Genomic DNA, 22,227 nt, shown 5'->3' with positions numbered 1-22,227 from the left:
TTTCGCCGTGCGGACGTCCGCAGATAAACTGCTCCCTCAGGTCTTCTTTTTATTCAGGCGTCCAGGCTTTGCTGGAGCAGCCCTTTGAGATAGTCGGCCATGACCCCTTGACCGATATCGTCTGCGATGAGGTCGTTGCGGACCTCGATCATTACATTGCGCAAGCCGTTCGAAAGCCCGTGCAGGATCAGCGTGTGGGTCACGCCGTCCTTGGGCCCATAAGGCTCGTTGCGTTCAGTCCTGTAAAGCGGCGCCTCGGCCGCAACGTCCAGCATGCGATCGGCGAGCCGGCTGTCTTCGTCGTGCAATATGCCGAGTTCGACGGGGCGCTGGCGGCCGTGATAGACCGGCGTGAAGCTGTGCATCGTCACGATGACGCTGTCCTGCCCCCTCGCCCGGCGATCACCGATCAGCCCGCGAATGGCATCGTGAAAAGGCACGTAGAGCGCGTCGGTGCGCGCAAGGCGCTCTTCGTCGGTCAGATCCTTGTTGCCGGGGATGGCGTAGATCTCGCTCGTCTCCGGCATTGCACCCGGCGAACTCGGCGGCCGGTTGCAATCATAGATCAATCGGGAGAAACGTTGATAGACGAGTGTGGCGTCGAGCGATTTGGAGATGCCACGCGCAACGGCAAGCGCGCCTGGATCCCACGCGATATGGCTCGAGAGTGCTTCGCTGGACAGGCCGAGATCGCCGAACCGCTGAGGAAGCGTGTTCGAAGCGTGCTCGCAGACGAGCAGCAGCGGGCTGCGGCCGTCAATGCGCTCGATCCCGACGCATTCGCCGTCCGCTTCACTGAGGATTTTCGGCTGGGCCAGCACCAAAGGCGCCACTCCTATCCCTTAATAAAAACTTTATAAGAAAAGAATTCTTCAGCTTTCGGCCGCTGTCAAGCATCCGCTGAAAATTTCTTTTCATGACAGCAGTTGACATGGATTATGACAGCGTTGTTAACTTTGAGTGGGGAAGTGGCGCTAGACCATCCCGGGGAGCAAAGTCAGTGACAACTGCGTCGAAGACGGTTTCGGACGTCATCCATTCGCATCTTGGGGTGCTGACTCGCGCCGAGAAGCAATTGGCCGAAAGCCTTCTCGACAATTATCCGGTGTCCGGCCTCGGCAGCATCACCACCATCGCCGAGAATGCCGGCGTCTCGACACCGACCGTCGTGCGCATGGTGCAGAAGCTCGGCTTCAAGGGCTATCCCGATTTTCAGGCGCATCTGCATCAGGAGGTCGAGGCGACGATCTCCAACCCGATCGCCAAGCACGATCGCTGGGCGCAGAACGCGCCGGGCACGCATATCCTCAACCGCTTCGCCGATGCCATCATGGGCAATCTGCGCCAGACGCTGACTGATCTCGACACCGCGACCTTCGACAACGTCGCCGCGCTGCTGTCGGACCGCAAGCGCGGCCTCTATTTTGCCGGCGGCCGCATCACAGGCGCGCTTGCCGAGTATTTCTTCACCCATATGCAGGTGATCCGGCCGGCAACGGCGCTGCTGTCTTCGAATTCCAGCAGCTGGCCGCAATATGTCCTCAACATGAACGCCGGCGACATCCTGATCATCTTCGACATCCGCCGCTACGAGCAGGAGATGGTGAGCCTTGCCACCGCCGCCCGCAAGCGCGGCGCCGAAATCGTGGTGTTCACCGACCAGTGGGGTTCGCCTGCCGCCAAGCTCGCCAAACATGCCTTCCGCGTCCGCATCGAGGCGCCGTCTGCCTGGGATTCTTCCGTCGTCACTCTCTTCATTGTCGAAGCGCTGATCGAGGCTGTTCAGAATTCGACCTGGGACGAGACGAAGGAACGCATGAAGACGCTGGAAGGCCTGTTCGAGCAGACCAAGCTTTTCCGCAAACCGGGTTAGGAGGGCGCCTAAAACAAAGGAAAAACAATGGCAGCTTTTCGCGGAAACGGATGGCGCTGTCGCAAATAAACCATCTGTCGCAAACGCTTGCTATCCATGGCAAAATTAACGTCATCCAACTGTCACACAAGCTTCATGCAAGCTCATTAACAGCATCGCCAGACACTGAAACCCGAAGGAGAACAACAGTGATCTCTAACCTTTCTCGACTGCTTTCACTTTCTACTGCGATGATCGTGGCTTCGACCGCGATTGCCGCTGCTGAGCCGAGCGCTGAACTTATCGCTGCCGCCAAGAAGGAAGGCACCCTCACGACCATCGCTCTCCCGCACGACTGGTGCGGCTATGGCGACGTCATTGCCGGCTTCAAGGCCAAGTATGGCCTCGAAGTCAACGAACTGAACCCGGATGCGGGTTCGGGCGACGAAGTCGAAGCCATCAAGGCCAACAAGGGCAACACCGGCCCGCAGGCTCCTGACGTCATCGACGTTGGCCTCTCCTTCGGCCCGTCTGCAAAGAAAGACGGCCTGATCCAGCCGTACAAGGTCTCCACCTGGGATTCGATCCCGGACACCGCAAAGGATGCCGATGGCTTCTGGTATGGTGACTATTACGGCGTTCTCTCGTTCCTCGTGAACAAGGATCTCGTCAAGACATCGCCGGCCGACTGGTCCGACCTGAAGAAGAGCGACTACGCAAACAGCGTCGCGCTCGCAGGCGATCCGCGCACCGCCAACCAGGCGGTCCAGGGCGTTTATGCCTCTGGTCTTTCCGCATCCGGCGGTGATGCAGCGAAGGCAGGCGCTGAAGGCCTGAAGTTCTTCGCCGAACTGAACAAGGCCGGCAACTTCGTGCCGGTCGTCGGCAAGGCTGCTCCGTTCGCACAGGGCTCCACGCCGATCATCGTCGCCTGGGACTACAATGCTCTCTCCTGGGGTCAAAGCCTGAAGGGCAACCCTCCGTTTGAGGTCATCGTTCCGAAGACCGGCGTCGTTGCCGGCGTCTACGTCCAGGCGATCTCCGCCTTCGCTCCGCATCCGAACGCTGCCAAGCTTTGGATGGAATATCTCTATTCCGACGAAGGTCAGCTCGGCTGGCTGAAGGGCTATTGCCACCCGATCCGCTTCAACGATCTTGCCAAGAAGAACAAGATCCCGAAGGACCTGCTCGACAAGCTGCCGCCGGCAGCAGCCTATGAAAAGGCTGTCTTCCCGACGCTCGAAGAACAGGCTGCCGGCAAGGAAGCCATCACCAAGAACTGGGATTCCGTCGTCGGCGCCGCCGTCAAGTAATCTCCGATCCAGCCTCCCCGCCCGAAAGGCGGGGAGGTTTTCTCACTCCGACGCCCCAGGATGAGCTTTCCATGAGTACCGTTTCAACACCTATGGTAAGCAGCGCCCCCTTGATCAACAAAGACCGCGTGATCGACTGGCTGGGCATTGCACCCTTCATCATTTTCTCCCTGCTGTTCCTGATCATCCCCACGCTTTATCTTGTGGCGGGCGCATTCCTGACGCCCGAGGGCGACCTCACGCTGAAGAATATCGGCGATCTCTTTACCCCATCGATCATAAGCGCTTACTGGATCAGTATCCGCGTCTCGGTCGCCTCCGCCCTCGGCGGCGCGCTGATTGGCTTCTTTCTCGCCTGGGCCGTCGTGCTCGGTGGCCTGCCCGCCTCCGTGCGCTCGACGCTGCTGACCTTCTCCGGCGTCGCCTCGAATTTCGCCGGCGTGCCGCTTGCCTTCGCGTTTCTGGCAACGCTCGGCCGCACCGGCCTCGTGACGTTCCTCCTGCGCGAATGGTTCGGCTTCAATCTCTACGGCACCGGTTTCAATCTGCTGTCCTTCTTCGGCCTCACCATCACCTACATGTATTTCCAGATCCCGCTGATGGTCCTGATCCTGACGCCGGCGCTTGATGGCATGAAGAAGGAATGGCGCGAAGCCTCGCAGATATTAGGCGCCACCAACCGCCAATACTGGACGATGGTCGCAATGCCGATCCTCTGGCCGAGCCTGCTCGGCACGACGCTGCTGCTCTTCGCCAATGCCTTCGGCGCCATCGCCACCGCCTTTGCGCTGACCGGCAGCTCGCTGAATATCGTGCCGATCCTGCTCTATGCGCAGATCCGCGGCGACGTCCTGCACAATGCCAACCTCGGCTACGCCATCGCGCTCGGCATGATCGTCATCACCGGCGTCTCCAACGTCCTTTACCTCATGCTGCGCATGCGCGCCGAACGGTGGCAGAAATGAAAGCTCAACGTCTCGGAGCCTGGATCGCCGTCATTCTGGGCGCTTCGTATTTCGTCATTCCGTTGATCGGCACGATCGAGTTTTCGCTGCGCATGCGCCGCGGAGAATACAGCTTCGATGCCTATGAATCGGTCTTCTCAGACATTCAGTTCCGCGAGACCTTCGGCTATTCCATGCTGATGGCGCTGCTGACCATCATCTTCGGCATGCTGCTCGTCGTGCCGACGGCCTATTGGGTGCGGCTGCGCCTGCCGCAGATGCGCCCCGTCGTCGAATTCATTACGTTGCTGCCGCTCGTCATTCCGGCGATCGTCATCGTCTTCGGTTACCTCAGGATGTACAACTCGTCGTCCTATCTGCCGATGACGGGTTCGACCATGGGCACCAATATCCTGCTGGTCTTCTCCTATATCACGCTGTCGCTGCCCTATATGTACCGCGCCGTCGATACCGCCATGCGCGCCATCGACGTACGCACGCTGACGGAGGCGGCCGAAAGCCTCGGCGCCCGCTGGACGACCATCCTGTTCAAGTGCATTTTTCCCAATGTCATGAGCGGCGTGCTCTCCGGCGCCTTCATCACGCTCGCGATCGTCATGGGCGAATTCACCTTCGCCGCGCTGCTCAATCGCCCGGCCTTCGGCCCGTACCTGCAGCTCGTCGGCGCCAACAAGGCCTATGAGCCTTCGGCGCTCGCCGTCATCGCCTTCTCGATCACCTGGCTCAGCATGGGCCTGCTCAACATCGTCTCCCGCTTCGGCAAAGCCCGCCCGGCAAAGGCTTAAGGTATCTGGCTCATGTCTTTTCTCACGCTGACCAACATTCAGAAATCCTTCGGCCCGGTTCAGGTCGTCAAGAACTTCAACATGAACATCGAGAAGGGCGAGTTCGTCTCGTTCCTCGGACCGTCTGGCTGCGGCAAGACGACCGTTCTGCGCATGATCGCCGGCTTCGAAACGCCGACCGGCGGCACGCTGACCATCAACGGCAAGGACCAGAGCTCGCTGAAACCGAACCAGCGCAATATCGGCATGGTCTTCCAGGCCTATGCTCTGTTCCCCAATATGACGGTGCACGACAACGTCGCCTTCGGCCTCAAGGTCGCCGGCGCGCCGAAGCCCGACATCAATTCCCGCGTCAAGGAAATGCTCGGCCTGATCAAGCTCGATCACCTGGCCGACCGCTTCCCCTACCAGATGTCGGGCGGCCAGCAGCAGCGTGTGGCGCTAGCCCGCGCGCTTGCCGTCAAGCCGCAGGTTCTCCTGCTCGATGAGCCGCTCTCCGCACTCGACGCCAAGATCCGCGTATCGCTGCGCGAGGAAATCCGGCAGATCCAGCAGCAGCTCGGCATCACCACGGTTTTCGTCACCCACGACCAGGAAGAGGCGCTGTCGATCTCCGACCGCATCGTCGTCATGAATGCCGGCAAGGCCGACCAGATCGGTTCGCCCTTCGAGATCTACAACACGCCGGCAACGCGCTTCGTCGCCTCCTTCGTCGGCACGCTCAACCTCATCGAGGCCAAGGTCGTCGACCCCGACACCAACCTCATCCAGATCGGCGATCAGAAAATCACGCTGAAACAGTCGGTCGCCGCCCACAAGGCCGGCGAAACCGTCTCGCTGGCGCTGCGCCCGGAAGCAGGCTCGCTCTCCGACAGCGCCCGAAGCGATACCGCGCTGACCGGTCAGGTCGTCTCGGCTCACTTCCTGGGCTCGGTCATCCGCACCCGCATGAATGTCGGCGGCAACGTCATCTCCTTCGACATGTTCAACAGCCCCGGCACCACGCCGCCGCAGGCCGGCGAAACAGTGACGCTGCGCTTCATGGCAGCCGATCTGCTGATCATCCGCGACTGATCCGGCAACGCAACTCGTCCGAAAGGCGCCGCCGACGCGGCGCCTTTTTCATTTCAGGCCGTCGAACTGTCAGAAAAGGTGATGCAGCCATCACGACAAAGCGCTTGAACTCTCCCATCTGCGTGCCAGAAGTTGAACAAACCAAATGACCCGGGCATCCGCGGTCCGGCATTTTACGCGAAGGGATATTTCAATGATTACCTGCCACCTACGCTATGTGATCGATCCATACAAGCTTGCCGAATTCGAAGAATATGCCCGGCTCTGGATTCCGATCGTCAACAGGATGGGCGGCACGCATCACGGCTATTTCCTGCCATCCGAAGGCGCCAACAATATTGCCGTGGCATTGTTTTCCTTCCCGAGCCTTGCCGCCTACGAGGACTATCGCACGCGCATGGCAAGCGATCCGGAATGTCTGGCAGCTTTCGAACTCGACAAGCGCAACCGCAGTATCGTCAGCTATGAACGCAATTTCATGCGGCCCGTCCTCGGCTGATCGAGCCCGCGCGCCGGCTGGAAGCAAAAAGCCCCGCACGCTGGCGGGGCTTTTCGTTCTGTCATCCGCTCAGCGGATCGCCCGGTCGTCGGCATCGAAGCGATGCACGCGCGCCTGGTCCGGCGTCGCATAGACGATTTCGTCGGGTTCGTATTGGTGCTCGCCGAACAGGCGCGCCGTCAGCAGGCCGTATTGGTCGGATTCCAGATAGATGATCGTGTCGGCGCCAAGATGCTCGACATGCACGACCTTCGCAGCCCAGGTCCCCTGCTCGCGCGACAGCGTCATGTGTTCGGGGCGCACACCGATCGTCTTGGCGCTGTGATCACCGACCTTCTCGCCGGGGATGAAATTCATCTGCGGCGAGCCGATGAAGCCGGCAACGAAAACATTGGCCGGGCGGCTGTAGAGTTCCATCGGCGAGCCGATCTGTTCGATCGTGCCTGCATTCAGCACGACGATCTTGTCGGCAAGCGTCATCGCCTCGACCTGGTCGTGGGTAACGTAGATCATCGTCGCCTTCAGACTGCGATGCAGCCGGGCGATTTCGAGCCGGGTCTGGACGCGCAGCGCCGCATCGAGGTTCGACAGCGGCTCGTCGAACAGGAAAAGTTCCGGTTCGCGCACGATGGCGCGGCCGATCGCGACGCGCTGGCGCTGGCCGCCGGAAAGCTCGGCCGGCCGCCGCGCCAGATAGGGTGCCAGCGAGAGCATGCCGGACGCCTTGCTGACGCGTTTGTCGATCTCGTCCTTTGGCGTACCGGCCTGCTTGAGGCCAAGCCCCATATTGTCCTTCACCGTCAGGTGCGGATAGAGCGCATAGGACTGGAACACCATGGCGATGCCGCGTTTGGCCGGCGGCGTCAGCGTCTCGTCGCGCCCATTGATGACGACGGCGCCGGAGGTGACATCCTCAAGGCCCGCGATACTGCGCAGCAATGTCGATTTCCCGCAGCCCGACGGCCCGACGAAGATGACGAATTCGCCGTCCTTGACTTCGAGGTCGATGCCTTTCAGCACCTCATGCGTGCCATAGGTCTTGCGGATGGATTTGAGTTGAAGCGATCCCACTGGTTATTCCTTATAATCTGACCGGCTGCCCGGTGCGCACGCTCTCGTCGGCGGCAAGGCAGATGCGCAGCGACGCCACCGCATCCGCCATATGGCGATCGAGGTTCAGATCCTCGCGGATCGCCCTCAGCATGAAGGCCTGTTCCAGGTCGCAGAGTTCTTGATGGCCGGGCTCGCCCGTCATCCTCATGTCCTTGTCAGGCCGAATGAATTTGCCGTCCGGGCCGGTCTCGGCCGTGTGCAGACGGATCACCGACGTCTTGGTGTGCGTGTCGATATCGTCCGACTTGGCGTTCGGATCCATGACGATCGACACCGCGCCCTTCGGCGACATCACATCCTTCACGAAGAAGGCGGTTTCCGAAATCATCGGTCCCCAGCCGGCCTCGTACCAGCCGACCGAGCCATCCTCGAAAAGCACCTGCAGGTGACCGTAATTATACATGTCGGCAGCGATCTCGTCGGACAGCCGCAGCCCCATGCCGCGCACCTCGACGGCCCTCGCATCGGTGATCTGGCACATGACGTCGACATAATGCACGCCGCAATCGACGATCGGCGAGGTCGTGCGCATCAGCGACTTGTGCGTCGCCCAGGTCGGGCCGCTGGACTGCTGGTTGAGGTTCATGCGGAAGACGTAAGGCGGCCCAAGTTTGCGCGCCTCCTCGATCAGCTTCATCCAGGACGGGTGATGGCGAAGGATATAGCCGATCGCCAGCTTCTTTCCGGCCTTCTTCGCTGCCGCTACGACCCGCTCGGCATCGGCAACCGTGGTCGCCAGCGGCTTTTCCACGAAGACGTCGCAGCCGGCCTCGAAGGCGGCCACTGCATAGTCCGCATGGCTGTCTGAATAGGTGTTGATCGAGCAGAGGTCCGGCTTCAATTCGGCAAGCGCCGTCATGAAATCAGGATGGATCGTGTACTGCTCGAGTTCCGGCGCAAGCTGCGCCGGCGTCGAGCGGTTGACGAGACCGACGATCTCGAAGCCTGGATTGTTGTGATAGGCGAGCGCATGGCTACGTCCCATATTGCCGAGACCGGCAACGAGGACACGGATCGGTTTCTCCTGGTTCACTTGACGGCTCCCGACGTGATGCCGCGGATCAGCTGCCGCGAGAAGATGACGTAGAGGATGAGGATCGGCAGGATCGCCAGCGACAGCGCCGCCAGCACCGCATTCCAGTTGGTGACGAACTGACCGATGAAGATCTGCGAGCCGAGCGTGACCGTCTTGGTGGCTTCCGAAGGTGCAAGGATCAACGGGAACCAGAGGTCATTCCAGATCGGGATCATCGTGAACACCGCGACCGTTGCCATGGCCGGGCGCACCAGCGGCAGCACCAGGCGGAAGAAGATCGCATATTCGGAAAGCCCGTCGATGCGTCCGGCATTCTTGAGGTCGTCCGAAACCGTGCGCATGAATTCCGACAGGATGAAGATCGCCAGCGGTATGCCTTGCGCAGTATAGACGAGGACCAGCGCCGTTAGCGTATTGACGAGACCGGCCGCCACCATGCCCTGCAGGATCGCCACCGTGCCGAGGCGAATCGGGATCATGATGCCGATCGCCATGTAGAGCCCGAGCAGCATATTGCCGCGGAAGCGATATTCCGACAGCGCGAAGGCCGCCATCGCGCCGAAGAGCAGCACCAGCAGGATCGCGACGATCGTCACAACAAAGCTGTTCTGGAAATAGGTGGCGAAATCGCCCTGCCCCAGCACCGTCTGATAGCCGACGAGGCTGAAGGTCGACGGCGTCGGGATCATCAGCGGCTCACGGAAGATCGAGGCACGATCCTTGAACGAGTTGACGATGGTCAGGAACACCGGAAACAGCGCGACCAGCGTATAGGCGCCGAGCGCCAGGTGCACGAGGCCGGTGCGGATGGGAGATGTGCGTGCCTTGGACATGCGCGCTCCTCAGAATTGGTAGCGACGCATGCGCCGCTGGATGACGAAGAGATAAAGCGAGACGCCGGCGAGAATGATGAGGAACATCACGGTGGCGATCGTCGCGCCCATCGAGCGGTCGCCGAGCTGCAGCTGGAAACCGAAGAAGGTGCGGTAGAGCAGCGTGCCGAGAATGTCTGTCGACATGTCGGGCCCGGCAAGCGCACCCTGCACGGTATAGATCAGGTCGAAGGCGTTGAAATTGCCGACGAAAGTCAGGATCGAGATGATACCGATCGCCGGCAGAATGAGCGGCAGCTTGATCTTCCAGAACTGGGCCCAGCCGGTGATGCCATCGCATTCGGCCGCCTCGATCACCTCTTCGGGAATGCTGAGGAGCGCTGCATAGATCAGCATCATCGGAATGCCGATATACTGCCAGTTCGAGATCAGCGACACGGCGATCAGCGCCGAACCAGGCTTGCCGAGCCAGGGTGCGAACAGGAATTTCAGGCCGATGAGATCGAGCATCCAGGGGGCGACACCCCAGATCGGCGAAAGGATCAGCTTCCAGATGAAGCCGACGATGACGAAGGACAGCAGCGTCGGCAGAAACATCGCCGTGCGGTAGAAGGCCACGCCCCGCAGCTTCGGCACCGAAAGCAGGGCGGCAAGTGCCACGCCGATCGGGTTCTGCACGCACATGTGGATGGCAAAGAAGATCAGGTTATTGACGAGCGCGTTCCAGAAATCATGCGCCCAGCGCGGATCGCCGAACAGCACTTGGAAATTCGCAAGTCCGACGAAGGCCGGCTGTCCGTCGACCGTGTTGTAGAGCGACAGCCGGAGCGTTTCGATGAGCGGCAGCACCATGACGGCGGAATAGACGATCACGGCCGGCAGCATGAAGACGAAGATGTGCCAGCGCACCGGGCGCTTGATCGGGATGATATCAGCCGCGTTGTCGGTTTCGCTCATGGCTATTTTGCCTGTTCTTGTCGACTGGCTGCAAGGCGCAGCGCAGGTGGAAAACGTTGCGCCTCCCCCAACCCTCTCTCCGCCTGGCGGATAGGAGGGAACATGCCCGTCTGAATGTCATGTCGGTTGGGAAGGTCGCTTGCGAGTCTCCTTCTCCCCGCGAGCGGGGAGAAGGTGGCCGGCAGGCCGGATGAAGGGCGACAGACGCCGCCCCTCAATCACATCACTTGGCCGGCTTGTACCAGCTGTCGAGGCCCTTCTGGAGCTTCTCGGCAGCGACCTTCGGCGTATCCGTGCCGTTGATCACGTTGGCCGATTCGACCCAGGTCTCGTTTTCGAGGTTCGGCGTGCCGCGCGACAGGATCTGGTAGGTCGAGCGCACGGTCGACTTGTACGGGCCGCGCCAGGAGACAAATTCCTGGGCAAGCGGATCGGACATCTTGACCGGGTTGGAGTTCAAGCTGAAGAAGCCCGGCAGGGAGTTGGCGTAGATGTCGGCGAACTCAGGCGAAGCGACCCAGCTCAGGAACTTCTTGGCTTCCTCGGCATGCTTGCTCTTGGCATTCAGCGCGACGCCGATATCCGGATGGTCGGAGATGTAGCCCGTATCGCCAGCCTTCGGAACCGGCGGCGGGAAGGCGCCCATCTTGAACTGCGCCTGCGTGTTGAAGAGCGCAATCTCCCAGGAGCCGGCCGGATAGATGGCGGCGCGGCCAAGGGTGAAGAGGTTCTGGCTGTCCGAATAGGTCTGGGCTTCGAAACCGTCGCCGAGATAGGGCTTCCACTTGGCAAGCTCTTCATAGGGCTTGACCCAGTCGGCATCGGTCAGCTTCTGCTTGCCTGCGATCAGGGCGTCGCGGCCTTCCTCACCCTTCCAGTAGTTCGGGCCGATGTTCTGGTAGCCCATGGTTGCGGCTTCCCAGAGGTCCTTCGTGCCCATGGCGAGCGGAATATAGGTGCCGTCGGCCTTGATCTTGTCGAGCGCGGCGTAGAACTCGTCCTGTGTCTTCGGCACGGAAATGCCGAGCTTGTCGAAGGCATCCTTGTTGTAGATGAAGCCGTGGATGACCGAAGCCATCGGCACGCAGAAGGTCGACTTGCCGTCGTCGGTGGACCAGGCGGCCTTGGCGACCGGCGAAAAGTTCTCCATGCCCGGCAGGCTGGTGATGTCGACGAGCTGCTTCTTGTTGAAGAGTTCGAGCGAGGCGTCGAACGGACGGCAGGTAATGATGTCGCCTGCGGAACCGGCATCGAGCTTGGCGTTCAGCGAAGCATTGTATTCGGTCGGCGCGGTCGGCGAGAAGACGATCTTGATGCCCGGGTTCTTGGCTTCGAATGCCGGGATGATCTTTTCCTGCCAGATCTGCAGGTCGTCGTTACGCCAGCTTTCCACAGTCAGCGTGACGTCGGCGGCATGGACGAGACCTGCCGATGTCAGCAGGCTTGAGGCAAGCAGGAAGCTTTTCAGAGCAGTGTTTTTCATTTCCCTCTCCTGTTTTCAGGCGCCGGAAGGCGCCGTTTTCGATCTGAAACAAGCGGTTGGTGTGTTTGAGGAAACACCCAACGCCCCTTGAGGGCCGCCAGCGACTGCCGGCCCCGAAAGCTCGACGGACGCAAAGACGGATCGCCTGCGGCCGGACTGCGCGCCTTCCCGGCGGCCTGCACCGGGCGTGGCGAAATGACTGGGAAAGCCGATGGATGCCTGAACTCAACCCCTGGCCACACGGGCCGGCGGGTGTTCCTGCAATCATCCTCGAAGCGGTTCCGGCTTGGCTTTGCTGCCGGTTTTCGTGGGCTTCGAAACGCTGTTCCCTTTGACCGAATTAAGGCCAAAAAAATACCAATTGTCCAGCCGAATTTAACTTTTTCGCCTCCAAAAAATCATTAAAAAATTTTAATCAACAAAATCAATATGATAAAAAGATGTAATTTCTCCGTTATTCCCACTTGGTAAATGGTATTTTTTTGGTATTGTATTAAAAAAACATGTGGGAACGGCGTATTCGGAGGTCCGATGACGGAGCTAGCAATCGGCATAGATGGCGGCGGAACGAGCTGCCGGGCCGCGGTGGCGGACCGAAACGGCAATATCATCGGCCGCGGCAAATCAGGCCCTGCCAACATCCTGTCGGATCTCGAAAACTCTCTTCTCAACATTGTCGAATCCGCCCGCCAGGCGCTGCGCGATGCCGGGCTCGACGCTGAGGCCGTTTCCTCCGTTGTATCAGTCGTCGGCGTCGCCGGCGCCAATGTCACGGATTACGGCCAGCGGATAGAACGAGCCCTGCCCTTTGCCGAAGGCCGCGTCGTCACCGATGCGTTGATCGCGCTGCAGGGCGCGCTCGGCGATGCCGACGGCATCGTCGGCGCCTTCGGCACCGGCTCGGTTTATAATGCCCGTAGAGATGGCCGGCTGAATGGCATCGGCGGCTGGGGATTCGTCGTCGGCGACCAGGCGAGCGGCGCCCGCCTTGGCCGCGACCTCATGGAACGGTCGCTGCTCGCCCATGACGGGGTGCGCCCGACATCGCCGATCACCGAAGCTGTCATGGCCGAATACGGCAACGACCCCGAGCGTATCGCCGAATTCGCGCATTCGGCACGACCGACGGATTTCGCCCGTTACGCACCCACCGTCTTCGAACATGCGGCAAGGGGCGATGCCGTCGCGGTCGGCATCGTCACGGATGCCGCAGCGGCGATCGGCGAAAGCCTCGAAGCGCTCCTCTGGCCCGAATGCCCGTCGATCTGCCTGCTCGGCGGCCTCGCGCAGGCCTATGAACCGTGGCTTTCCGAACGCTACGGGCCGCTGCTGGCCAAACCGAAGAACGATGCCTTGCACGGCGCAGTGGAACTTGCGATCAAGCTCCTGAACGATCAGCAGAGAGGTGCGGCATGAGCGACGACCTTGCCACCATCCTGTCCCTGGAGCGCCTGCAGGCAGCCGGCACCGGCCCGCTCTACGTCAAGCTGCGCCGCACACTCGAAGAAGCGGTGCGCACCGGCACGCTCGGCCACGGCGATGCGCTGCCGCCGGAGCGCGACATCGCCGAATTTGCCGCCGTCAGCCGTGTCACCGTGCGCAAGGCGATCGATGAACTCGTCGCCGACGGCCTGCTGGTGCGCCGCCATGGCTCGGGCACCTTCGTCGCCAAACCGGTATCGAAGGTCGAGCAGCGCCTGTCACAGCTCACCTCCTTCACCGAGGACATGGCGCGCCGCGGCATGTCCTCCCGCTCCGAATGGCTACACAAGGGCGTCCACACCCCCTCGCCCGACGAGATGATGATCCTCGGCCTCGCCGCCGACGTGAAGGTTTCCCGCCTCTCCCGCCTGCGCATCGCCGACGACCAGCCGCTGGCGATCGAAAATGCCAGCGTCTCCGGCGAATTCCTGCCGGACCCCTCCGCCGTCACCAATTCGCTCTATGCCGAGCTCGAACGCCGCCAGGTCCGCCCGGTGCGCGCCGTGCAGCGCATTTCGGCGACCAATATGAAGGAAGCCGACGCCCAGCTTCTCGGCGTCTCCGTGGGTGCGGCCGGCCTGTCGATCGAGCGCATCTCCTATCTCGGCTCCGGCCGCGCCGTGGAATTCACCCGCTCGCTCTATCGCGGGGACGCCTATGACTTCGTGGCCGAACTGACGATCGGGGTGACGTAAGCCCTACCAGAAGCGGGCAATCCAAAGCTGATTTCCGGCGAGTTCATCGAAAATCGTGTCCGCCGAAATGATCGGTATCCCATTCTGCATCGCAGTCGCAGCAAGAAACCGGTCGAACGGATCACGGTGCGGCCAATCCATCATGGCTGCGGCCAGGCAGACTTCCGGTGTCAATGCTGCTGCAGTAGCACCCTGCTCCTGCAGCAGGTCCGGCAGCCGGCCGATGAAAGGCTCCATCTCCGGCCATTTGCCGAGACGAACCTTTTGCCCGATTTCAAACAGGGATATCGGGCTGACGAGAACGGTTTCCGCCTTTTCGATCAGAGCAATCGCCTTGGCCGAAAGCCGTTTGTCGCCTGTCAGCGACCATGCCCAGGCATGGGTATCGAGCAGAAGCGAATTCACTCGATCCCTTCCCAGCCCGCAACTTCACCCTCATCCATGGGCTCGAAAAAGTCCGGTCCATCTCCAGCGAGTTGCCCCTTGAGCAGGCCGATTTTGAAGGAAGACTGCACAATCGGAATGATCTTCACGACAGGTTTGCGCCCCTTGGCGATCACCACTTCCTCGCCGGAGAGGGCGGCGTCGATCAGTTTCGACAAATTGGTCTTTGCGGCATGGATGGTCACTTGCATTGCAGCCTCATTAGCTAACTTGGCTAACCATACCATCCGATTGTCATTTCCGCTATCGAATTCAAACAGCCAGAACGCGACTAATTATCGAGCCGCATCAAAAGCATGAAGCCGGAAAGTGAATCACTTTCCGGCTTCATCATCTCTTGATTCATTGCATTAAGAACGGCAGCGAGCGGTCTCTACGCGGCGTCCTCGATCTCCTCGTCCGTCTTGCGCGGCACGTAGTTCAGCACCGGCCCCAGCCAGCGCTCGACTTCGGAAACCTCCATGCCCTTGCGCTTGGAATAGTCCTCCACCTGGTCCCGCTCGACCTTGGCGACGCCGAAATAATAGGAGTCGGGGTGGCCGATGTAGATGCCGGAGACCGACGAGCCAGGCCACATCGCATAGCTCTCCGTCAGCTTCACGCCGGCGGCTTTTTCCGCGTCGAGCAGCTTGAAGAGCGTTGCCTTCTCGGTGTGGTCCGGCTGGGCAGGGTACCCCGGCGCCGGGCGGATGCCGGCATAGGCTTCGGTGATGAGTTCCTCGTTGCTGAGCGTCTCGTCCTTGGCATAGCCCCAATAGTCGCGGCGTACCTGCTCATGCATGCGCTCGGCAAAAGCTTCGGCAAAACGGTCGGCCAGCGCCTTGACGAGGATCGAGGAATAATCGTCATTCGACCGCTCGAAACGCTCGGCGATGGCGATTTCCTCGATGCCTGCTGTCACCACGAAGCCGCCGACATAATCCTGCACACCGCTTGTGACAGGCGCAACGAAGTCCGAAAGTGCGACATTTGCCCGGCCGTCCCTCTTCGAAAGCTGCTGGCGCAGCGTATAGAAGGTGGCAAGCTCCTGTTTGCGGCTTTCGTCCGTGAACAGGCGGATATCGTCGCCGACGGCGCCGGCCGGCCAGAAGCCGATGACGGCGCGCGGGCGGAACCACTTCTCGTCGATGATCTTCTTGAGCATGGCCTGCGCATCGGCCCAGAGCGCACGCGCCGCCTCGCCCTGCTTCTCGTCCTCGAGAATGGCGGGGTAACGGCCGCGCAATTCCCAGGTCTGGAAGAACGGCGTCCAGTCGATGTATCTGGCAAGCTCCGCGAGATCGTAATCCTCGAACACCCGCGTGCCGAAGAATTGCGGCTTGGTCGGCTGGTAGGCAGACCAATCGGTCTTGTGCGCATTCTCGCGGGCGCGGACCAGCGGCAGGCGCACCTTCTCGGCCTCGCTGCGGGCATGGGCGGCCGCGACCTTGGCATATTCGGCTCTTACATCATCGACATAGCTCTGCCGCGTTTCCGGCGAGAGCAGCGCCGAGACGACGCCGACGGCGCGGCTCGCATCGGTCACATAGACGGCCTGGCCCTTGTTGTAGCCGGGATGGATCTTCACGGCCGTGTGCACGCGGCTGGTTGTGGCACCACCGATCAAGAGCGGGATGTCGAAACCCTGCCGTTCCATTTCGGCCGCGACATGCACCATCTCGTCGAGCGACGGGGTGATCAGCCCGGAAAGGCCGATGATATCGACTTTTTCGGCGATCGCCGTGTCGAGGATCTTCGTCGCCGGCACCATGACGCCGAGGTCGACGATCTCGTAATTGTTGCAGGCGAGGACAACGCCGACGATGTTCTTGCCGATATCGTGCACGTCACCCTTGACCGTCGCCATCAGGATCTTGCCGGCCGACCGGCGTTCTTCGCCGCCGTTGAGGCGCTTTTCCTCTTCCATGTAAGGCAGCAGCACGGCAACCGCCTGCTTCATCACACGCGCCGACTTGACCACCTGCGGCAGGAACATCTTGCCGGAGCCGAACAGGTCGCCGACGACATTCATGCCAGCCATCAGCGGCCCTTCGATGACGTGCAGCGGCCGGGCGGCCTGCTGGCGGGCTTCCTCGGTATCAGCCTCGATATATTCGGTGATGCCGTTGACCAGCGCATGTTCGAGACGCTTCTCGACGCTCCATTCGCGCCAGGAGAGATCCTGGACGCGGCCTTCCCTGGCGCCGGCGCCACGGAAACGCTCGGCCACTTCGAGCAGCCGCTCGGTGCCGTCGGGGCGACGGTTCAGCACCACATCCTCGCATGCCTCGCGCAGCTCGGGATCGATATTGTCGTAAACCGCCAGCTGGCCGGCATTGACGATGCCCATGTCCATGCCCGCCTGGATGGCGTGGTAGAGGAACACGGCGTGCATCGCCTCGCGCACCGGCTCGTTGCCGCGGAACGAGAAGGACAGGTTCGAAACGCCGCCGGAGATGTGCACGAGCGGCATGCGCTCACGGATCGTCCGCGTCGCCTCGATGAAGTCGACGCCGTAATTATTGTGCTCTTCGATGCCGGTGGCGACCGCGAAGATGTTGGGATCGAAGATGATATCCTCGGGCGGGAACCCGATCTTTTCCGTCAGCAGTTTATAGGCGCGCGTGCAGATTTCGACCTTGCGCTCATAGCTGTCCGCCTGCCCCGTCTCGTCGAAGGCCATGACGACGACGGCAGCGCCGTAATTGTGCAAGAGCCGAGCCTGAGCGAGGAAATTCTCTTCGCCTTCCTTCAGCGAGATCGAGTTGACGATCGGCTTGCCCTGCACGCGCTTCAGGCCGGATTCGATGATCGAGAATTTCGACGAGTCGATCATCACAGGCACGCGGGCAATGTCAGGCTCGGCGGCGATAAGGTTCAGGAACTCGACCATCGCCTTTTCGGAATCGATCAGGCCTTCGTCCATGTTGATGTCGATCACCTGCGCGCCGTTTTCGACCTGGTCGCGCGCCACATCGAGCGCCGCCGTGTAATCGGCATTGGTGATCAGCTTGCGGAACTTCGCCGAACCGGTGACGTTGGTGCGCTCACCGACATTGACGAAGGGAATGTCCTTGGTCAGCTCGAAGGGTTCGAGACCCGACAGCGACATGAAGGGGCGATGCTCTGGAATCGGCCGCGGCTTGTACTTGGCGACAGTCTCAGCGATCGCCCTTATATGCTCCGGCGTCGAGCCGCAGCAGCCGCCGACGATATTGACGAGGCCCTCGCGGGCGAAGCTGTCGATCTGCGCGGCCATCAGCTCCGGCGTTTCGTCATACTGGCCGAACTCGTTCGGCAGGCCGGCATTCGGATAGGCGCAGATGAAGGTGTCGGCGACACCTGACAGTTCCTGCAGATGCGGGCGCATCGCGTTGGCGCCGAGCGCGCAGTTGAGGCCGATCGTGAACGGATTGGCATGGCGAACCGAGTTCCAGAAGGCGGATGGCGTCTGGCCGGAGAGCGTGCGGCCGGAAAGGTCGGTGATCGTGCCCGAGATCATCACGGGCAGACGCACGCCCTTGGCGGCGAAGCGCTCCTCGCAGGCGAAGATCGCAGCCTTGGCGTTCAGCGTGTCGAAAATCGTTTCGATCAAGATGATGTCGGCGCCGCCGTCGATCAGCCCGTCGATCTGCTCGCCATATGCGTCCCGCAGGTCGTCGAAGGTGACGGCGCGGAAACCGGGATTGTTGACGTCGGGCGAAATCGAGGCGGTGCGGTTGGTCGGTCCGATGGCGCCGGCGACGAAGCGGCGGCGGCCGTCCTCGCGCTCGGCGCGGATCGCCGCCCGGCGGACGATCTCCGCACCCTCCTTGTTCAGCGCATAGACCTCGTCTTCCATCTGGTAATCGGCCTGCGCGATGCGGGTCGAGGAGAAGGTGTTGGTCTCGAGAATATCGGCGCCGGCCTTGGCGTATTTGTAATGGATCTCTTCGAGCGCATCCGGCTGGCTCAGGATCAAAAGGTCGTTATTGCCCTTCTGGTGGCAGGCGCAGCCGATGAAGCGCGTTCCGCGGAACTGGTCCTCGTCGTAGCCCAATCCCTGGATCTGCGTGCCCATGGCGCCGTCGAGAACAAGGATCCGCTCGCTCGCGGCTTTTTTCAAAGCTGCGAAAACTTCACTGCCGTCACGCTTGCCCCCTTCGGGACCAAAGAGATTGTCAAACACGGGAAGGCTCCTTGACGTCGTAAGACCAAACATCCAAATCACATAAAGATATCTTTATGTCAATATATGCTCGTCGATTTCGTGCTTTACAAGTCTCGCCGGATGACAGACTCGCCCGACCGCTATATAGGCATTTCCAACATAGTGCGCACGAAATCGGAGGAGTATCATGGCACCCGCAACCGGCAACGCCGCACTCGGAAACTGGACGACCCGCGCCTATCATCGCGGCTGGCTGCTCGCCCAGGCAAACGGTCTCTTCGATTTCTTCCAGCACAAGTCGATCAACCCGAAGGGCGGCTTCTACGATCTCGACGATACCGGCAGGCCGCTCGACGCCGAGGGCCAGGTTCGCAGCATCCATATCGCGGCGCGCGCGGTACATTGTTTCTCGATCGGCGCCCTGCTCGGCCGTCCCGGCGCCTCCGATGTCGTCGACCACGGCATGGACTATCTCTGGAACCATCATCGCGACCGTAAAAACGGCGGCTATTTCTGGTCACTCAACAATGCCGGTCCCGTCGATTCCAACAAGCAGGGTTATGGTCATGCCTTCGTTCTCTTGGCCGCCTCCTCCGCCAAGACGATCGGCCATCCGCTGGCTGATGGCATGCTCGCCGATATCACCGAGGTCCTGAACACGAAGTTCTGGGAGCCGCAAAACGGGGCGATCGCCGAGGAATTCACCGCCGACTGGCAGCCGCTCGATGGCGGCAGCTATCGCGGCCAGAATTCCAACATGCACCTGACCGAGGCGCTGATGGCAGCCTTCGAAGCCACCGGCGACCGGCAATACCTGGTTAAGGCCGAAAGCATCGCCGATCTCGTCATTCGCCGCTCGGCCGGTTCGGTCGACTGGCGCGTCGCCGAGCATTTCGATGCCGAATGGAACCTCGATAAGGATTACTATCATCCGAACGAAATGTTCCGCCCGGCCGGCACGACGCCCGGCCACTGGCTGGAATGGGCCCGCCTCATCCTGCAGCTCTGGGCGCTCGGCGGCAAACGCATCGAATGGATGCCGGATGCGGCCAAGGCCCTCTTCGAGCAATCCATGGCGCTCGGCTGGGACAACGACAAGGGCGGCTTCTTCTACACGCTCGACTGGGACGACAAGCCTGCCAAGCGCAACAAGCTCTGGTGGCCTGCCTGCGAAGGTGCTGCCGCTGCCCACTTCCTCAACGAGCACCTGCCGAGCGACTATCACGAGGAATGCTACCGCAAGATCTGGAACGTGATCGAACGCGCCTTCATCGACCATGAGAACGGCGGCTGGCACGAGGAGCTGACGGAAGACCTCATCCCCTCGCACTCGCTCTTCCCCGGCAAGGGCGATATCTACCACGCCCTGCAGGCCTGCCTGATCCCGCTTTTCCCGGCCACTGGCAGCCTGACGAAAGGCATCCTGGAGGCCGGCGGCAGGCTCTGAGGCTCAAGCCTCACGAGCCTCGCATCGTTATCGCTGCGTTTACAACTGGCTCAGGAATCTGGTCACTGCCGCTTTAGTGGTGTCGAGTTCACTCTCGACATCGCGCTGCTTATCACGAACCCTGCCAAGCTCCCATTCCAGGTTATGGATGTCGGAGCGTATATCGGACTTCTCCGCCTCGGGCGCCTCATCGAGTTTTCGGGACAGATCCTCGAGCTCTTCCTCTTTGGACTTGACCTCATCTGTCACCCGCTTCAGATCCGTTTCAAGCCAATACTGACGACGACCAAGGTCGTGACCGTGTAGAAACCCAGGTTCTGTCTCGGGCGGACAAACACCAACATAGGCATATCCTCGTTGTCCCCACCAAAGGCCCTGCTCCGGTGTGCAATAACGCAGAAGACCAGCCTGATAGCCCTTTTTCCAGACAGCGCGGTCCGGCACAACCTTCACCCTCTTACAGGATTTGATATGCTGTTCGAACCGCGCTTCCGGCGAATGGCCATAGAATCCATCGGTGAAACCGATTCCATCCCAGTCGCCAGCAAGGCATTCCTTTTTCGAGAGTGTGTTGCAGGAGGCAAGGAAGAGACCGATGCCGACGGCGGCAAGAACAAAGAATACGCGCAAAATAACGGACCCGAATTTAGAACAAAACAAGAACAAACTATCAGTTACGCATCTGTTCGTCTACGGACGCCTGACGATTTGGACGATTTATTTTGTCGCGAAAAAGCAGCCTCTCAGGTTACGGCATCGCACAGCCCGACGAACGGCATCGTCGAAACCGTCAACAAGCTCCGAGCCCGGGTTCAATACCCCGGCGCGGGCAAGGCAACATTCGGGTTCCGCTGGAACCACTCGACATCCTCGTTGACGCGGTCGAGCTCGTCCTGCACGTCGCGCTGGTCGCGGCGAATGTCGTGCATGTCGTCTTCCAGTTCCTCGATCCGGCGGCGCAGCTCGGACCTGTCGCCATCCCTAGCGTCCTTCAGCTTGTCGGAAAGCTCGTCGATGCTGATTTCCTTGGAGCTGTAGTCGTTCTGCATCGAGTTGAGACGCTCCTGCAGTCCGTGCTGCTTGCTGCCGAGATTGAAGCCGCGCAGGAAGCCCGATGCGGTTTCCGGCGGGCAGACATTGGCATAGCCGCTGCCCGCCTGGCCGCGCGCGAGCCCGCTGAGCGGCGTGCAATAGCGCACCAGGCCCGCTTGATATCCCTGGAACCAGATCGTCTGGTCCGGCACGATCTTGACCCGCTCGCAGGATTTCGCATGGCCTGCGAAGCGCTGCTGTGGCTCATAGCCCGCCGCGCCGTCGCTTTCGCCGATCACCCGCCAGTCGGCGGCCACGCATTCCTCCTTGGTAAGTGTGTTGCAGGAGGCCAGCAAAAGACCGAAACCGATGGTGGCGGCAAGCGCGAGGAACAGGCGGATCATGATGTCCCGGGTAGGTTAAGGAGGGCGATGCCGCACCTTAACCGCGGGATAAACACGCGTCACCGGAGGGGCGACGCAATTTTGCATTTTTCATGGCTTTTTTCTGTCAAAATTACGGCTGGGATAGCCGCATCAAAGCGAGGCCAGCCGCAACGTATCCAGATCCTTCGCCAGCATCAGCGCCAAGGCCTCGACGGCGAGATTGTGGTCGTCGCGTTGCGGCAGGCCGGAGACGGTCACCGCGCCGATGCAGCCCGTGCCCTTGACGTTGATCGGGAAGCTGCCGCCATGCGGCGCATAGTCGTCGCCGGAAAGCCCGTTGTCCTCGATCGTCTTGCCGTCCTTCTTCAGCTTCAGGCCGGAGGCATAGCTGCTGCGGAAATAGCGCAGCACCATGTTGCGCTTGCGGCGCACCCAGTTGACGTTGTCCGGCGTCACGCCGGGAAGTGCTGCATAAAAGACCGGCATCGAATGCAGCGTTACGTCGATCGCAATGCCGAGGCCGCGTTCGGTGGCGAGTTCCTGCAGGAGCTTGCCGAGCTGCCATGCCGTCGTCAGGTCGAAAGCGTCGAAGCTCAGCGCCTTCTCCTGCTCCGCGATCCGGCTGAGATCGTCCTCGATTGTCATGGGTAAGCCCTCCTCTGCCGCGATGATCCGCTGCAGACCATTCTCGGCGGAGGCAAA

At 60.9% G+C, this 22,227-nt stretch carries 21 protein-coding genes; 9 read left to right on the top strand and 12 right to left on the bottom strand.

Features of this window, described 5'->3' with window-relative positions; translation table 11 throughout:
* Positions 1-53: 53 nt before the first annotated feature.
* Positions 54-824: an N-formylglutamate amidohydrolase gene (locus EFQ99_RS15710; protein WP_126922295.1), complete on the bottom strand. Its 771-nt coding sequence runs from the start codon at positions 822-824 to the stop codon at positions 54-56.
* A 176-nt stretch (positions 825-1,000) separates the two neighbouring features.
* Here EFQ99_RS15710 and EFQ99_RS15705 point away from each other — a divergent pair, with 176 nt between their 5' ends.
* The 6 genes from EFQ99_RS15705 (at position 1,001) to EFQ99_RS15680 (ending at position 6,488) form a co-directional block, all read left to right on the top strand.
* Positions 1,001-1,873 (top strand): MurR/RpiR family transcriptional regulator, encoded by an 873-nt coding sequence (locus tag EFQ99_RS15705; RefSeq protein ID WP_008531061.1) that lies wholly within the window; start codon positions 1,001-1,003, stop codon positions 1,871-1,873.
* A gap of 188 nt (positions 1,874-2,061) precedes the next feature.
* On the top strand, positions 2,062-3,165 hold the full coding sequence (locus EFQ99_RS15700; RefSeq protein ID WP_126921934.1) for an ABC transporter substrate-binding protein: 1,104 nt from the start codon (positions 2,062-2,064) through the stop codon (positions 3,163-3,165).
* A 71-nt stretch (positions 3,166-3,236) separates the two neighbouring features.
* Positions 3,237-4,130 carry an ABC transporter permease gene (locus EFQ99_RS15695; protein WP_126921933.1) on the top strand — a complete coding sequence of 298 codons (894 nt, stop codon included), beginning with the start codon at positions 3,237-3,239 and terminating at the stop codon, positions 4,128-4,130.
* Entirely contained in the window at positions 4,127-4,915 is a 789-nt protein-coding gene (locus EFQ99_RS15690; protein ID WP_126921932.1) for an ABC transporter permease, read from the top strand. Before EFQ99_RS15695 ends, EFQ99_RS15690 begins: the two co-directional genes overlap by 4 nt.
* A gap of 12 nt (positions 4,916-4,927) precedes the next feature.
* Positions 4,928-5,989, top strand: coding sequence for an ABC transporter ATP-binding protein (locus EFQ99_RS15685; RefSeq protein ID WP_126921931.1), 1,062 nt, complete (start codon positions 4,928-4,930; stop codon positions 5,987-5,989).
* Between the two features lie 193 nt (positions 5,990-6,182).
* Positions 6,183-6,488: an NIPSNAP family protein gene (locus tag EFQ99_RS15680; RefSeq protein WP_126921930.1), complete on the top strand. Its 306-nt coding sequence runs from the start codon at positions 6,183-6,185 to the stop codon at positions 6,486-6,488.
* Positions 6,489-6,557: 69 nt separating this feature from the next.
* Here EFQ99_RS15680 and EFQ99_RS15675 read toward each other — a convergent pair whose 3' ends face one another.
* The 5 genes from EFQ99_RS15675 to EFQ99_RS15655 all read right to left on the bottom strand — a co-directional run bounded on the left by EFQ99_RS15675 (position 6,558) and on the right by EFQ99_RS15655 (position 11,910).
* Positions 6,558-7,559 (bottom strand): ABC transporter ATP-binding protein, encoded by a 1,002-nt coding sequence (locus EFQ99_RS15675; protein ID WP_126921929.1) that lies wholly within the window; start codon positions 7,557-7,559, stop codon positions 6,558-6,560.
* Positions 7,560-7,569: 10 nt separating this feature from the next.
* Positions 7,570-8,634 (bottom strand): Gfo/Idh/MocA family protein, encoded by a 1,065-nt coding sequence (locus EFQ99_RS15670; RefSeq protein ID WP_126921928.1) that lies wholly within the window; start codon positions 8,632-8,634, stop codon positions 7,570-7,572.
* Positions 8,631-9,470, bottom strand: a complete 840-nt coding sequence (locus EFQ99_RS15665; protein ID WP_126921927.1) for a carbohydrate ABC transporter permease — start codon at positions 9,468-9,470, stop codon at positions 8,631-8,633. Before EFQ99_RS15665 ends, EFQ99_RS15670 begins: the two co-directional genes overlap by 4 nt.
* 9 nt (positions 9,471-9,479) lie before the next feature.
* On the bottom strand, positions 9,480-10,427 hold the full coding sequence (locus tag EFQ99_RS15660; RefSeq protein WP_126921926.1) for a carbohydrate ABC transporter permease: 948 nt from the start codon (positions 10,425-10,427) through the stop codon (positions 9,480-9,482).
* A 223-nt stretch (positions 10,428-10,650) separates the two neighbouring features.
* On the bottom strand, positions 10,651-11,910 hold the full coding sequence (locus EFQ99_RS15655) for an ABC transporter substrate-binding protein (RefSeq protein WP_126921925.1): 1,260 nt from the start codon (positions 11,908-11,910) through the stop codon (positions 10,651-10,653).
* 531 nt (positions 11,911-12,441) lie between these two features.
* Between EFQ99_RS15655 and EFQ99_RS15650 the strand changes: the two genes are divergently transcribed.
* Together EFQ99_RS15650 and EFQ99_RS15645 are read left to right on the top strand one after the other, a co-directional pair.
* Positions 12,442-13,326: a glucosamine kinase nucleotide-binding domain-containing protein gene (locus EFQ99_RS15650; RefSeq protein ID WP_126921924.1), complete on the top strand. Its 885-nt coding sequence runs from the start codon at positions 12,442-12,444 to the stop codon at positions 13,324-13,326.
* A complete protein-coding gene (locus EFQ99_RS15645) occupies positions 13,323-14,087 on the top strand; it encodes a GntR family transcriptional regulator (RefSeq protein WP_126921923.1) in 765 nt (254 codons plus the stop codon). Before EFQ99_RS15650 ends, EFQ99_RS15645 begins: the two co-directional genes overlap by 4 nt.
* A 3-nt stretch (positions 14,088-14,090) precedes the next feature.
* Here EFQ99_RS15645 and EFQ99_RS15640 read toward each other — a convergent pair whose 3' ends face one another.
* From EFQ99_RS15640 to metH, 3 genes are all read right to left on the bottom strand, one after another.
* The gene (locus tag EFQ99_RS15640) at positions 14,091-14,492 is read right to left on the bottom strand and encodes a type II toxin-antitoxin system VapC family toxin (protein ID WP_126921922.1); all 402 of its coding nucleotides are present in this window, start codon (positions 14,490-14,492) and stop codon (positions 14,091-14,093) included.
* Complete coding sequence (locus EFQ99_RS15635; protein WP_126921921.1) at positions 14,489-14,722, bottom strand: type II toxin-antitoxin system Phd/YefM family antitoxin; 234 nt, start codon at positions 14,720-14,722, stop codon at positions 14,489-14,491. Before EFQ99_RS15635 ends, EFQ99_RS15640 begins: the two co-directional genes overlap by 4 nt.
* Positions 14,723-14,904: 182 nt before the next feature.
* Complete coding sequence (metH, locus tag EFQ99_RS15630) at positions 14,905-18,678, bottom strand: methionine synthase (protein ID WP_126921920.1); 3,774 nt, start codon at positions 18,676-18,678, stop codon at positions 14,905-14,907.
* Positions 18,679-18,847: 169 nt separating this feature from the next.
* Here metH and EFQ99_RS15625 point away from each other — a divergent pair, with 169 nt between their 5' ends.
* Positions 18,848-20,107, top strand: coding sequence for an AGE family epimerase/isomerase (locus EFQ99_RS15625; RefSeq protein ID WP_126921919.1), 1,260 nt, complete (start codon positions 18,848-18,850; stop codon positions 20,105-20,107).
* Positions 20,108-20,146: 39 nt separating this feature from the next.
* Here EFQ99_RS15625 and EFQ99_RS15620 read toward each other — a convergent pair whose 3' ends face one another.
* The 3 genes from EFQ99_RS15620 to EFQ99_RS15610 all read right to left on the bottom strand — a co-directional run bounded on the left by EFQ99_RS15620 (position 20,147) and on the right by EFQ99_RS15610 (position 22,170).
* Positions 20,147-20,737, bottom strand: coding sequence for a DUF2799 domain-containing protein (locus tag EFQ99_RS15620; RefSeq protein WP_164736381.1), 591 nt, complete (start codon positions 20,735-20,737; stop codon positions 20,147-20,149).
* A gap of 182 nt (positions 20,738-20,919) precedes the next feature.
* Entirely contained in the window at positions 20,920-21,543 is a 624-nt protein-coding gene (locus tag EFQ99_RS15615; protein WP_126921917.1) for a DUF2799 domain-containing protein, read from the bottom strand.
* A gap of 132 nt (positions 21,544-21,675) precedes the next feature.
* Positions 21,676-22,170 (bottom strand): heme-degrading domain-containing protein, encoded by a 495-nt coding sequence (locus EFQ99_RS15610; protein WP_126921916.1) that lies wholly within the window; start codon positions 22,168-22,170, stop codon positions 21,676-21,678.
* Positions 22,171-22,227: the final 57 nt, after the last annotated feature.

It is taken from the genome of Rhizobium vallis (assembly GCF_003985155.1).
Classification (GTDB): Bacteria; Pseudomonadota; Alphaproteobacteria; order Rhizobiales; family Rhizobiaceae; genus Rhizobium; species Rhizobium vallis.
The sequence above is the reverse complement of the archived record's forward strand: the minus strand, read 5'-3'. Positions and strand labels throughout refer to the sequence as shown.

Excerpts from the sequence above, each read along its gene's own strand:
- EFQ99_RS15680 (WP_126921930.1), top strand. The coding sequence starts at position 6,183 with ATGATTACCTGCCACCTACGCTATGTGATCGATCCATACAAGCTTGCC.
- EFQ99_RS15650 (WP_126921924.1), top strand. The coding sequence starts at position 12,442 with ATGACGGAGCTAGCAATCGGCATAGATGGCGGCGGAACGAGCTGCCGG.
- EFQ99_RS15695 (WP_126921933.1), top strand. The coding sequence starts at position 3,237 with ATGAGTACCGTTTCAACACCTATGGTAAGCAGCGCCCCCTTGATCAAC.
- EFQ99_RS15645 (WP_126921923.1), top strand. The coding sequence starts at position 13,323 with ATGAGCGACGACCTTGCCACCATCCTGTCCCTGGAGCGCCTGCAGGCA.
- EFQ99_RS15635 (WP_126921921.1), bottom strand. The coding sequence starts at position 14,722 with ATGCAAGTGACCATCCATGCCGCAAAGACCAATTTGTCGAAACTGATC.
- EFQ99_RS15625 (WP_126921919.1), top strand. The coding sequence starts at position 18,848 with ATGGCACCCGCAACCGGCAACGCCGCACTCGGAAACTGGACGACCCGC.
- EFQ99_RS15690 (WP_126921932.1), top strand. The coding sequence starts at position 4,127 with ATGAAAGCTCAACGTCTCGGAGCCTGGATCGCCGTCATTCTGGGCGCT.
- EFQ99_RS15685 (WP_126921931.1), top strand. The coding sequence starts at position 4,928 with ATGTCTTTTCTCACGCTGACCAACATTCAGAAATCCTTCGGCCCGGTT.
- EFQ99_RS15660 (WP_126921926.1), bottom strand. The coding sequence starts at position 10,427 with ATGAGCGAAACCGACAACGCGGCTGATATCATCCCGATCAAGCGCCCG.
- EFQ99_RS15610 (WP_126921916.1), bottom strand. The coding sequence starts at position 22,170 with ATGACAATCGAGGACGATCTCAGCCGGATCGCGGAGCAGGAGAAGGCG.
- EFQ99_RS15655 (WP_126921925.1), bottom strand. The coding sequence starts at position 11,910 with ATGAAAAACACTGCTCTGAAAAGCTTCCTGCTTGCCTCAAGCCTGCTG.
- EFQ99_RS15615 (WP_126921917.1), bottom strand. The coding sequence starts at position 21,543 with ATGATCCGCCTGTTCCTCGCGCTTGCCGCCACCATCGGTTTCGGTCTT.
- EFQ99_RS15665 (WP_126921927.1), bottom strand. The coding sequence starts at position 9,470 with ATGTCCAAGGCACGCACATCTCCCATCCGCACCGGCCTCGTGCACCTG.